11 protein-coding genes are annotated in these 11,172 nt (G+C 75.9%); 2 read left to right on the top strand and 9 right to left on the bottom strand.

Going from position 1 to position 11,172, the window contains the following annotated elements; translation table 11 throughout:
• Positions 1 to 102: 102 nt before the first annotated feature.
• Positions 103 to 459, bottom strand: coding sequence for a hypothetical protein (locus ACLFMI_RS15545; protein WP_410948568.1), 357 nt, complete (start codon positions 457 to 459; stop codon positions 103 to 105).
• Between the two features lie 194 nt (positions 460 to 653).
• Positions 654 to 803 (bottom strand): hypothetical protein, encoded by a 150-nt coding sequence (locus ACLFMI_RS15540; RefSeq protein ID WP_410948567.1) that lies wholly within the window; start codon positions 801 to 803, stop codon positions 654 to 656.
• A gap of 561 nt (positions 804 to 1,364) precedes the next feature.
• Between ACLFMI_RS15540 and lexA the strand changes: the two genes are divergently transcribed.
• Positions 1,365 to 2,123, top strand: coding sequence for a transcriptional repressor LexA (lexA, locus tag ACLFMI_RS15535; protein WP_410948566.1), 759 nt, complete (start codon positions 1,365 to 1,367; stop codon positions 2,121 to 2,123).
• A 57-nt stretch (positions 2,124 to 2,180) separates the two neighbouring features.
• Here the strand turns inward: lexA and ACLFMI_RS15530 are convergent, their stop codons facing one another.
• The 5 genes from ACLFMI_RS15530 to ACLFMI_RS15510 all read right to left on the bottom strand — a co-directional run bounded on the left by ACLFMI_RS15530 (position 2,181) and on the right by ACLFMI_RS15510 (position 7,426).
• A complete protein-coding gene (locus ACLFMI_RS15530; RefSeq protein ID WP_410948565.1) occupies positions 2,181 to 3,224 on the bottom strand; it encodes a hypothetical protein in 1,044 nt (347 codons plus the stop codon).
• 89 nt (positions 3,225 to 3,313) lie between these two features.
• Complete coding sequence (gene hflX, locus ACLFMI_RS15525) at positions 3,314 to 4,798, bottom strand: GTPase HflX (RefSeq protein ID WP_410948564.1); 1,485 nt, start codon at positions 4,796 to 4,798, stop codon at positions 3,314 to 3,316.
• A gap of 78 nt (positions 4,799 to 4,876) precedes the next feature.
• On the bottom strand, positions 4,877 to 5,767 hold the full coding sequence (dapF, locus tag ACLFMI_RS15520; protein WP_410948563.1) for a diaminopimelate epimerase: 891 nt from the start codon (positions 5,765 to 5,767) through the stop codon (positions 4,877 to 4,879).
• Entirely contained in the window at positions 5,764 to 6,702 is a 939-nt protein-coding gene (miaA, locus tag ACLFMI_RS15515; protein ID WP_410948562.1) for a tRNA (adenosine(37)-N6)-dimethylallyltransferase MiaA, read from the bottom strand. The genes dapF and miaA overlap by 4 nt, the downstream gene beginning before the upstream one ends.
• 13 nt (positions 6,703 to 6,715) lie before the next feature.
• Positions 6,716 to 7,426: a class III extradiol ring-cleavage dioxygenase family protein gene (locus tag ACLFMI_RS15510; RefSeq protein ID WP_410948561.1), complete on the bottom strand. Its 711-nt coding sequence runs from the start codon at positions 7,424 to 7,426 to the stop codon at positions 6,716 to 6,718.
• Between the two features lie 272 nt (positions 7,427 to 7,698).
• Here ACLFMI_RS15510 and ACLFMI_RS15505 point away from each other — a divergent pair, with 272 nt between their 5' ends.
• Positions 7,699 to 9,090, top strand: a complete 1,392-nt coding sequence (locus tag ACLFMI_RS15505; protein ID WP_410948560.1) for a DUF349 domain-containing protein — start codon at positions 7,699 to 7,701, stop codon at positions 9,088 to 9,090.
• A 68-nt stretch (positions 9,091 to 9,158) separates the two neighbouring features.
• On the opposite strand, the gene ACLFMI_RS15500 is transcribed toward ACLFMI_RS15505, so the two are convergent.
• Both ACLFMI_RS15500 and miaB read right to left on the bottom strand, forming a co-directional pair.
• Entirely contained in the window at positions 9,159 to 9,605 is a 447-nt protein-coding gene (locus tag ACLFMI_RS15500; RefSeq protein WP_410948559.1) for an Rv2732c family membrane protein, read from the bottom strand.
• Positions 9,602 to 11,107 carry a tRNA (N6-isopentenyl adenosine(37)-C2)-methylthiotransferase MiaB gene (miaB, locus tag ACLFMI_RS15495; RefSeq protein ID WP_410948558.1) on the bottom strand — a complete coding sequence of 502 codons (1,506 nt, stop codon included), beginning with the start codon at positions 11,105 to 11,107 and terminating at the stop codon, positions 9,602 to 9,604. The genes ACLFMI_RS15500 and miaB overlap by 4 nt, the downstream gene beginning before the upstream one ends.
• Positions 11,108 to 11,172 lie beyond the last annotated feature (65 nt).

Here is an 11,172-nt window from a genome sequence, read left to right as displayed (position 1 = left end):
CGCCACAGTCGCGCCGGCCACCCGATGGATCGTCCGAGCGCCCTACGATGCCGGCCGGGCCCGAGAACTACTGGCACACGGACGTGGCGGCCCGCTCCGAACTCAACGGACGAACGTCGCCTCGACCGCGGACCCCCCAGGTCCGGTCGGCGCGGCCGCGGGCGCGCCGTTCCAACCGGCCGCCACATTGCCGAGCAGGCCGAGCAGCACGACGACGGTCGCCGACGCCAGCACCACCGCCATCGGGGCCAGCAGCCGGTCGATGCGGCTGCCGGCACGCGCCACGCTCCGGCGGACACGGGGCGGTGCCACGCAGCGCCGGTCCAGCGGCCGCACGGTGCGCGGCGCCGGCACCGCCGACCGGGGGCGCCGCGGACCGGTACACGGCGCCGCCCATGGCCGGCGCGCCGCCGGACGCGCCACCCGCCGGACCTGCTCCCGCACCTCGAGCTCTGGCATGACTCCTCCTGCCTCCGGGACGCCCGCCCCGGCTCACCGGGACGCACGCGCCGATCGCACTCGACGCCCGGCCACAGCCGGCCGCATATCCTGCGCACCCTCCGGCGACCCTTCCCCGGGGCCGTCGAACGGGCGTGCGAGCTGTGTAGCACCGGCCACCGACAGAATCGGATCGCGACCGGAACCCGTGATCGTCAGCGCGGCGCCGAGTGCTGCACCGAGACCGGAGCGGACACCGACGTGGGCGCGCTCGCCGGCGCCTGTACGGCCGCCGACAGCTCGGCGAGCACGCCGAGCCCGACCACGGCCGCGGCGGAGGCGAGCAGCACCCCGGCAGCCCGCACCGTGCCGCCCAGGGGCGCCGGACCACCCCGTCCCGGGGACGCCGATTCGGTCCGGGCACGGTCCGGCAACGTCTGCGGACACATCGCACGCCCCCGCGACCGGACAGGAGGCGGCACCGCACCACGCGGTCTCCCCGGCGCCGCCGCCTCCGCCGGCGCCGCAGTCCTTGCGGGCACCGCTGCCCCCACCGGGACCGCAGCCTCCACGGGCGCCCCAGGCCCCACCGGGACCGCAGCCTCCACCGGCACCGCAGCCTCCACCGGCACCGCAGACCTCACCGGCACCACAGACCTCACCGGCACGGCAGTCCTCGCCGATGCCCTGAGTGCCGTTGTCGTCATCGTCGTCACCACGATCGCCACCTCTCCCCCGCGTGCTGACCGTCGGTGCCGGTCAGCCACACGTGATCGCACTGTTGTTCGATCGAACGCTCGTGCGATGTTGTACCACCGGACGCCGACGGAAGCCACGACACACCGGCGTGTCGTTCGAACGCATGTTTGGCGAATTGCCCGGTGGCGGCTACTGTTCGAGCCGGTACACCAGAGGAGGCGAAAGCAATGGGAGCCGACGAGTCAGCAGACGCGTCCGCGAGCGGCGAGTCCAGGGGTGCAGCGCCCGCCAGCCCGGGCTCCGCGCAGGTGCGGGAGTTCCCCGAACCCGGCGACACCCGCGGGCTGACCCCCCGGCAGCGCAAGGTCCTGTCCGTGATCCGGGACTGGGTCGACCGGTACGGCTACCCGCCGAGCGTGCGCGAGATCGGCGACGCGGTCGGACTGACCTCCACGTCGTCAGTGCACCACCAGCTGCGGACCCTGGAACGCAAGGGCTTCCTGCGGCGGGACCCGAACCGCACCCGGGCGGTGGACGTGCGCAGCCCGGAGACCGCGGCGGCCGGCGACGGCACCGATGCAGACACCGAGGCGGTCCGCTCGGAACGCCCCGCGCCGGCGTTCGTCCCGCTCATCGGCGACATTGCCGCGGGCGGGCCGATCCTGGCCGAGGAAGCGGTGCAGGACGTGTTCCCGCTGCCCCGGGAGATCGTCGGCGAGGGGACGCTGTTCCTGCTCAACGTCAAGGGCGACTCGATGGTCGACGCCGCGATCACCGACGGCGACTGGGTCGTCGTGCGCCAGCAGCCGGTCGCCGAGCAGGGCGAGGTGGTCGCCGCGATGATCGACGGCGAGGCCACGGTCAAGACGCTGCGCCGCAAGGACGGGCACATCTGGCTGATGCCGGCGAACGAGGCCTACCAGCCCATCCCGGGTGACGACGCGTCGATCCTCGGTCGTGTGGTGGCGGTCCTGCGCCGCCTCTGAGACCGGGCGGGCGTCCGTCGGCGCCCCAGCGCCGACGGTGCCGTCGCGGCGGACCGATCAGCCCCGGCGCCGACGGCGACCGTGCAGCACCATCGCCCCGGCACCGGCCAGCAGCAGCACCACGACGACCGCGCTCCCGGCCGCGGCGGGCAGCCAGTCCGGCACGGTGCCCACCCGCGGCGCAACCATCGGCTGGCCGACGACCGGGGCCGCCGGAGCGGTCGCCGCGGCCGCGGCCCCCGGCACCACCCGGATCGCCGCCGGAGTGAGACCGCGTGTCTCGCTGCCGGAGTGCAGGGTTCCCTGCCCGTCCAGCGCCACCGCCTCCCCCTGCGGCTCGTCCGGCAGCGGCACCGGCAGCGGGGACCCGCGCAGCGCCGTCACCAGCGCATCCGCATCGGCGGGCGCACCGGCCGGCAGCCGGAAGAGCCAGGCATCGGTGTAGGTCCGCAGTGCGGCGACCCGGTCCGGGCTGCCGGCCGGACCGACCGCAGCACCGGTGACGGTGCGGGACCCGGACGGGCCGAGCGGCCCCCCACTGGTGCCCGACCAGGGCAGCACCACGTCCGCGACCCGCGTCATCGGGACCGGGCCGGGCGCGCCGTCCAGCGGGGTGGCGGGACGGTACACCCCGGCCGCCCCGGTGGTCTTGTCGACGATCAGCGGGACGCCGTCGTCGGAGACCAGGATCGCCTCGGCGTCACGCGGGCCGTCCGGGTAGGTGAGTTCGTGCACCCGTGCCGGGCCCGACGGCGGCACCACCACCAGCCGCACCGTGTCCCGTTGCGCAGGGTTGTCGCCGATGTCGGCCAGCCACAGCGTGCCGTCCGGGGTGGTCCCGAGATCCTCGACGTCGGTGACCCCGGCCTGCGCCTCCCGCACCCCGGTGACCGCACAGGTCCCGGGGTCGAGCGTGTACACCCGCGCGGGCCCGTCGCCGTCGACGACCGCGTGGTACCCGGATGCGGGCGCGCCGGCCGGGCCGGCCGCGACCAGCCCGGACAGCTCCGCGACCCGCGGGTCCTCGACCGTGCAGGCCGGCCGGGGCGCGGCCCCGGGCGCCGCCGACCCAGCCGAGGCCGCGGGCACCCCGAGGGACACGAGCGCTGCCGCGGCGGCGAGGACGGTCCCGGTTCTCGCCGCGCGGGCCGGCCGGACCCCGCGCCGACTTCCCGGGTGGCTCCGGCGGCTCAGCGCCCGGGGCCGACGGCGGGAGCCGGCAGGTCGCCGTCGACGGTGCCGGCGGCCGGCCCGGTGCTCGCCGGCCCCCCGGCGACCGCGAAGGGCTGCACCGCGGTGCCCAGCTCCGGGCCGACCCGGGCCCGCAGCCGGGTGCCGTCGCCGGTGTGCTCCTCGGCGAGCACCTCGCCCTCGTCGTGCACCCGTGCGACGAGCCCGCCCTGGGTGTAGGGCAGCAGCAGCTCGACCTCGTACTCCGGACGCGGCAGCAACCCGGCGATCCGCTCGCGGAGCTTCGCGATGCCGTCACCGCGGTGCGCCGAGACGAACACCGCCTCCGGGTGGGCATGCCGCTGCCGGGCCAGCGCGAGGTCCCCGGCCGTGTCCGTCTTGTTGATCACGAGAAGTTCGGTGGGCATGGCCCCGCCCTGCTCCTCGCCGACCTCCACCAGCACCTCGCGGACCGCGGCGATCTGGTCGTCGGGCAGCGGGTCGGAGCCGTCCACGACGTGCACCAGCAGGTCGGCCCGGCCCGCCTCCTCCAACGTCGAGCGGAAGGCCTCGACCAGCTGGTGCGGCAGGTGCCGGACGAACCCGACGGTGTCTGTGAGGGTGTAGGCCCGACCGTCCGCGGTCTCGGCCTTGCGAGTGGTCGGGTCCAGGGTGGCGAACAGCGCGTCCTCGACCAGCACCCCCGCGTCGGTGAGCTGGTTGAGCAGGCTGGACTTGCCGGCGTTGGTGTAGCCGACGATCGCGACCGAGGGGATCTCGTTGCGCGTGCGGTTACCGCGCTGGGTCTGCCGGACCTGGCGCATGGCGCCGATCTCGCGGCGGAGCTTCGACATCCGGGCGCGGATCCGCCGGCGGTCCAACTCGATCTTGGTCTCACCGGGGCCGCGGCCGCCGATACCGACGCCGCCCGCGGCGCGGCCACCGACCTGCCGGGACAGCGCCTCACCCCAGCCGCGCAGCCGGGGCAGCAGGTAGGACAGCTGGGCGAGCTCGACCTGCGCCTTGCCGTCCCGGGAACGGGCGTGCTGGGCGAAGATGTCCAGGATCAACGCGGTCCGGTCGATGACCTTGACCTTGAGTCGCTCCTCGAGCTGGCGCAGCTGGCCGGGCGAGAGCTCGCCGTCGCAGATCACGGTGTCGGCGCCGGTGGCCCGCACCGTCTCGCCGAGCTCGTCGACCTTGCCGGAGCCGATGAACGTCGCCGGATCCGGCGTCGAGCGGCGCTGCACCATGCCGTCCATCACCTGCGAGCCGGCGGTCTCGGCGAGGCGGCCCAGCTCGGCCAACGACACCTCGGCCTGCTCGGAGGTCCCGGTGGTCCACACGCCGACGAGCACGACCTGCTCGAGCCGGAGCCGGCGGTACTCGACCTCGGTGACGTCGGTGAGCTCGGTGGACAGGCCGGTGACCCGGCGGAGCGACGAGCGCTCCTCGAGCTCGAGATCCCCGGCGGACGGCGGGACGGGCGTGTGGGCTTCAGTCATCGTGACGTCGAGTGTCCCACGACCGGCGGGTCGCTGTCCGGTCCGTTTCGCCCGGCCGGCGCGACGGGATCCACCGGCTCAGCCCTGCGCGTCCCACCAGGCGCGGTCCAGCTCACCGGTCGCGAGCAGCACCGCGGGACCGTGCAGCACCGTGGTCCCGGTGGCGTCCGCGGTGCCGGCCGCCACGGTGACCCGCAGCCGGCCGCCCGGCGTCGTGACGTGCACGTCCCCGGTGTCGTGCCCGGCGGCCCGCAGCGCGGCGACGACCGCGGCGACGGTCCCGGTGCCGCAGGCCCGGGTCTCCCCCACCCCGCGCTCGTGCACCCGCATCCGGACGTGACCGCCGTCGGCGGGCCCGTCGAGCGGCGTCACGAACTCGACGTTGACGCCGTGTGGGAACACCTGCGGGTCGTGACCGGGGGCGCGGGTGAGGTCGAGCGCGTCCGGGTCGGCGGCCGTCACGCAGGCCAGGTGCGGGTTCCCGACGTCGAGGGCGACGCCGTCGAAGCGGGCGTCGCCGGTGGTCGCGACCGCGGCCGGGCCGACCCGCACCGGGCCCATGTCGACCGACACGACCGGCTCCGCGCCGCCGGGCTCCTCGCCGATCGCGGCGGTGCGGACCCCCGCCCGGGTGCCGATCGGGCCGCCGCCGGGCAGCCAGCCGCGCTCGTGCAGGTAGCGGGCGAAGACCCGCACCCCGTTGCCGCACATCTCGGCGACCGAGCCGTCGCCGTTGCGGTAGTCCATGAACCACTCGACGCCGGGCACCGGCTCCGGGACCGAGTCGTCCCCGGTGAGCTTCTCCCAGCGCACGACGCGCAGCACCCCGTCGGCGCCGAGGCCGCGGTGCCGGTCGCAGAGCGCCGCGACCCGGGCCGGCGTCAGGTCGAGCGCGGCGTCCGGGTCCGGCAGCACGACGAAGTCGTTCTGCGTGCCGTGACCCTTGGTGAACTCCACGCCCCCACTCACGACACCAGCCTACGAGCCTCGCGCAGCACGCCGAGCGCTCGGTCGGGCAGCGCCGGATCGGCCCCGTCGAGCCAGTGGATGCGACCGTCCCGTCGGAACCAGGACCGCTGACGGCGGACGAACCGCCGGGTCGCGCGCACGGTGTCCTCGCGGATCGCACCGAGGTCCGGGGCGTCGGGGTCGCGCTCGAGCGCGTCGAGGACCTGCCGGTAGCCCAGCGCCCGGGACGCCGTCCGGCCCTCGGCGAGCCCGGCCGGCAGCAGGCCCCGGGTCTCGGCGACCAGGCCGTCGTCGAGCATCCGGTCGACCCGCAGCGCGACGCGCTCGTCGAGCTCGGCGGGGTCCCGGTCGACCCCGAGCAGGACGGCGTCGTAGCGGGGGGTACCGGTGGTCGGCAGCCGCGCCCGGAACGGCCGTCCGGTGATCGCGATGACCTCCAGCGCGCGGACGATCCGCCGCCCGTTCGACGGCAGCACCTCGGCCGCCGCGGCCGGGTCCCGCTCGGCGAGCCGCCGGTGCAGCGCGGCCGGGCCGACCCGGTCCAGCTCGGTCTCCAGCTCCGCGCGCAGCCCGGGGTCGGTCCCGGGGAACTCCAGCTCGTCGAGCACGGCCTGCACGTACAGCCCGGAACCACCGGTCAGCACCGGGGTCCGGCCGGCCGCGCGCAGCCGCTCGACGACCGCGCGGGCGTCCCGCTGGAACGCGGCCACCGACGCGGTCTCGTGCACGTCGAGCACGTCGAGCAGGTGGTGCGGCACCCCGCGGCGCTCGCCGGGCGGTAGCTTCGCGGTGCCGACGTCGAGGCCGCGGTAGAGCTGCATCGCGTCGGCGTTGACGACCTCGCCGCCGAGCGCGAGCGCGATCTCCAGCGCCAGGTCGGACTTGCCGGTGGCGGTCGGGCCGAGGACCGCGACCAGGCCCGGGGCGCCCGTCACACCTGTCCCACAGTCACGCCGGCTCCCACAACGCCACGTGGTAGGCGACGCCGTAGGGCGTCGAGCTGTGCCGGTGCGCCGCGGCCCAGCCGTGCCCGGCCGCGCGGGCCGCCCCGGCCAGCACCTGCCAGGGTGCCCGGCCGGCCGCCCACAGCGACGCCGCGGGCTCGGGCTCCAGCCGGGCCAGCGGTTCCGGGTCACCCGCATCCAGCGCGGCGGCGACGACGGCGTCGAACGCTTCGGCCCGGTCGTCGAACCCGCCGGGGGCCTTCGGCGTATGCATGGCCGCACCGTCGCCGACGACGAGCAGGCCGGTCTCGCCGGCCCCGAGCTCGGCGCCGAGGGCCAGGCAGTCGTCCGGGTCGGCGTCCGGGGCGACGAGCTCGCCGCGCACCGACCCGACACCGGTGCCGCCGGCCGCCCACGCCGCGATCAACAGCGGCAGCGGCAGCGCGGTGCCCTCGCCGGGCGTGCCCTCCGGGCCGGGCAGCGCGACCGGTACGTCCCGGCCGTACCCGGCGAACGAACCGGTCGTCCCGGGCGCGACGGTGCGCCGGCCGCCCGGGTCGGCGCCGACCGCGACCCAGCTCGACGCGGCCGCGGCCAGCTTGACGACGACGATGCGGCAAGCCTCGCGCAGCGCCTCGGTCTCCACCGCAGCGTTCCCGGCCAGTTCGGGAACGAGCAGCGGCGGCTGGGGCAGGACGGCGATCGTGGCGGGCACGGCCTCCGAGCGTAGCCAGCCGCGCGCGGCCGGGCCGGAACCCGTCCACCCGTCGCTCCACGGTGCGCCGGGTGGCGGCTGCTGCTCGTCGCGCGCGGGCCGCCGCCGATCCCCCGGACGGTGGCTCGGGCGGTTCCCCCGAGGGTGGTCGACCTGCTTGAATCGCGGATCCGACGGTCGTCACACGGCCGGTCGGTGCGCGCACGGCCCCGTCGCCGACCCCGGCCGGGGCGCCCACCGGTGTTCCGGTGGGCCGAACGAGGAGGACACCGGTGCCCGAGACCAACGCCGTCCCGCCGGGAGCACGACCCGCCCCGCCCAAGCCGGGCCCGCCACCCGGGGCCCGCCCGGGGCCGCCGCCCGCCGGACGCCCCGGCCCGCCCGGGGCCGGCACCCCCGCGTCGCCCGCACCGGCCCCGCCGGCCGCGCAGCCCTCCCCGGTTCCGGCCGCCACGGACGACCCGGGCCGCTGGGGCCGCGCCGACGACGACGGCACCATCCACCTGATCACCCCGGACGGCGAGCGGACCGTCGGGTCGTACCAGGCCGGGCCCCCGCAGGAGGGCCTCGAGCACTACGCGAAGCGGTTCGACGCCCTGGTCACCGAGGCCGAGGTACTGGCCGCCCGGATCGCAGGCGGCGGCGACGCCAAGGCGTCGCTGACCGCGGCGCAGACCCTGCGCGACGGCCTGGCCGAGGCCGCCGTCCTCGGGGACGTCGCCGCGTTGCGAACCCGGCTCGACGAGCTGGTCGAACGCGCTGAGCAGGGCGTGACCGCGGCCCGCGCGGAGCGGGACCGGGCGCGCACCGACGCCGCCGCCCGCAAGGAGGAGCTGGCCGTCGAGGCCGAGAAGCTGGCCGAGGAGTCCACCCAGTGGAAGCAGGCCGGCGACCGGTTCAAGGCGATCCTCGACGAGTGGCGCCGGATCAAGGGCGTCGACCGCAAGATCGACGAGGCGCTGTGGAAGCGCTACTCGAAGGCGCGCGAGGCGTTCAACCGGCGGCGCGGCTCGCACTTCGCCGACCTGGACCGCCAGCGCGTCGTGGCCCGGACGCGCAAGGAGGAGCTGGCGGCCGAGGCCGAGGCGCTCGCCGAGTCCGACGAGTGGTCGTCCACCGCGGCCCGCTACCGGGACATGATGGCGGACTGGAAGGCGGCCGGCCGGGCCCACCGTGAGGCCGACGACGCGTTGTGGACCCGCTTCCGCGGCGCCCAGGACCGGTTCTTCGCCCGGCGCAACGAGCACTTCGCCGCCCGGGACGCCGAGTTCGCCGCGAACGCCGACGCCAAGAAGGCGCTGCTGGCCGAGGCCGAGCGGATCGACCTCTCGGATCCGGACGCCGCGCGGGCCGCGCTGCGCGAGGTGCAGGAGCGCTGGGAGGACATCGGGAAGGTCCCCCGAGACGAGATCCGCTCGCTGGAGGGGCGGCTGCGCGGCATCGAGGAGAAGGTCGCCGACGCCGCGGACGCCCAGTGGCGGCGGACCGACCCCGAGGCCCAGGCCCGGGTCGAGCAGTTCCGGGTCCGCGTCGAGCAGTTGCAGGCACAGGCGGAGAAGGCCGAGGCGGCCGGGGACCGCCGGCGGGCCGAGCAGTCCCGGGCGCAGGCCGCGCAGTGGCAGGAGTGGCTGGAGGCGGCCGAGCAGGCACTCGACGGGCGGTAGCTGCACTGCTACCCACGGCACTGTTACCCGCGGCACTGCTACCCGCGGCGGATCTACCCGCGGCACTGTTACCCGCGGCGCAGCGCCATCCCGGCCCAGTTGAACGTCAGCACGATCGCGGCGAGCGCGCCGAGCACCATCCCGAACCCGGGCCCGGCGGGGCCGCCGGTCTGCTGCGACCAGATCGCCCAGAGCCCGTTGACCGAGGCGATCCCGCTGCCGATCGCGGCCAGCCAGGTCAGCACCCACAGCCGGGTCAGCAGCGCGGACGCCGAGGCGACGACCACGAACGCGGTCAGCGTCCAGGAGAACAGCGTCGGCAGCGGCCCGACCGCGGCGGCACCGGTCAGCACCTGCCAGCCCGGCGCGCCCGCCACCCACGGCAGCAGGATGGCACCGACGGCGACCATCACCAGCACCGCGAACAGCATCGCCCGGGGACCGGGATCGATCCGGCGCCGCATCGGGCGGTCCGCGGTCGGCTCGACCGGTGACCGGGACGTTCCGTCGCTCATCGGGCGTCCCCGGAGGTGGTGGCCGGCACACCGCAGCCGGACGCCGCGGGCTCGGGCGGCGGGGTGCCGAAACCGGGCAGGCCCAGCGTGGTGGGCGCCCCGGTCGGCCGGGAGCCGGCCTCGGCGGCGTCCCCGGCGCGGGTGCGGCGGTGCGTGTGCACCCCGCCGTCGGCGATCAGGTGGTGCGGGGCGCCCCGGTCGACCGTGACCGTGACCAGGTCGCCCGGCCGGATCCCGGTGGTGTCTCCCGGTGCGAAGTGCACCAGCCGGCCGTCCCGGGCCCGGCCGGTGAGCCGCCGGGTGGCGCCGTCCTTGCGGCCCTCGCCGGTGGAGACCAGCAGCTCGACCTCACGGCCCTCCTGCGCCCGGTTCTCCTCGAAGGAGATCTCCTCCTGCAGCGCGACCAGGCGCTCGTAGCGCTCCTGGACGACCTGCTTGGGCAGCTGGTCCGGCAGGTCCGCGGCGGGCGTGCCGGGCCGCGTCGAGTACTGGAAGGTGAACGCCTGCGAGAACCGGGACTCGCGCACCACGTCCAGCGTGTCCTGGAAGTCCTGCTCGGTCTCGCCCGGGAAGCCGACGATGATGTCGGTGGAGATCGCCGCGTGCGGGATCGACGCCCGCACGTCGGACAGGATCCGCAGGAACCGCTCCGAGCGGTAGGAGCGGCGCATCCGGCGCAGCACGTCGTCCGAGCCGGACTGCAGCGGCATGTGCAGCTGCGGGCAGACGTTCGGCGTCTCGGCCATCGCGGCGATCACGTCCGAGGTGAAGTCGCGCGGGTGCGGCGAGGTGAACCGGACCCGCTCCAGTCCCTCGACGCCGCCACAGGCCCGCAGCAGCTTCGAGAAGGCGGACCGATCCCCTGCGCCCTCGGAGAAGTCCTGGCCGTAGGCGTTGACGTTCTGGCCGAGCAGGGTCACCTCGAGCACGCCGTCCGCGGCGAGGGCCTGTACTTCGGAGAGCACGTCGCCCGGGCGCCGGTCGCGCTCCTTGCCGCGCAGCGACGGGACGATGCAGAACGTGCAGGTGTTGTTGCACCCCACCGAGATCGACACCCAGCCCGCGTAGGCGGACTCGCGACGGGCCGGCAGCGTCGAGGGGAACACCTCGAGCGACTCGGCGATCTCGACCTCGGCGGCCTCGTTGTGCCGGGCCCGCTCCAGCAGCGTCGGCAGGGCGTGCACGTTGTGCGTGCCGAACACGACGTCGACCCACGGGGCCTTGCGCGTGATCGTGTCCCGGTCCTTCTGCGCCAGGCACCCGCCGACGGCGATCTGCATGTCCGGGTTCGCCTGCTTGCGCGGGCGCAGGTGACCGAGGTTGCCGTAGAGCTTGTTGTCCGCGTTCTCCCGCACCGCGCACGTGTTGAACACGACGACGTCGGCGGCGTCCGGGTCCTCGGCCCGGGCGTACCCGGCGTCCTCCAGCAGACCGGCCATCCGCTCCGAGTCGTGCACGTTCATCTGGCACCCGTAGGTGCGCACGGTGTAGCTGCGGCTCACGACTCCGAGAGTAGGCGTCACCGGCGAGCTCCGTCCGACCCGGTGGGTGCGGGCGCCGTGCCGTC

Origin of the sequence: Pseudonocardia nantongensis (assembly GCF_046546495.1) — a bacterium.
Classification (GTDB): domain Bacteria; phylum Actinomycetota; class Actinomycetes; order Mycobacteriales; family Pseudonocardiaceae; genus Pseudonocardia; species Pseudonocardia nantongensis.
Note: the sequence above shows the minus strand (reverse complement) of the source record. Positions and strands in the feature narration are given on the sequence as shown.

What these genes read in the sequence shown, in the direction of transcription:
- ACLFMI_RS15500 (WP_410948559.1), bottom strand. Translation starts at nt 9,605, where the DNA reads ATGAGCGACGGAACGTCCCGGTCACCGGTCGAGCCGACCGCGGACCGC.
- lexA (WP_410948566.1), top strand. Translation starts at nt 1,365, where the DNA reads ATGGGAGCCGACGAGTCAGCAGACGCGTCCGCGAGCGGCGAGTCCAGG.
- hflX (WP_410948564.1), bottom strand. Translation starts at nt 4,798, where the DNA reads ATGACTGAAGCCCACACGCCCGTCCCGCCGTCCGCCGGGGATCTCGAG.
- ACLFMI_RS15545 (WP_410948568.1), bottom strand. Translation starts at nt 459, where the DNA reads ATGCCAGAGCTCGAGGTGCGGGAGCAGGTCCGGCGGGTGGCGCGTCCG.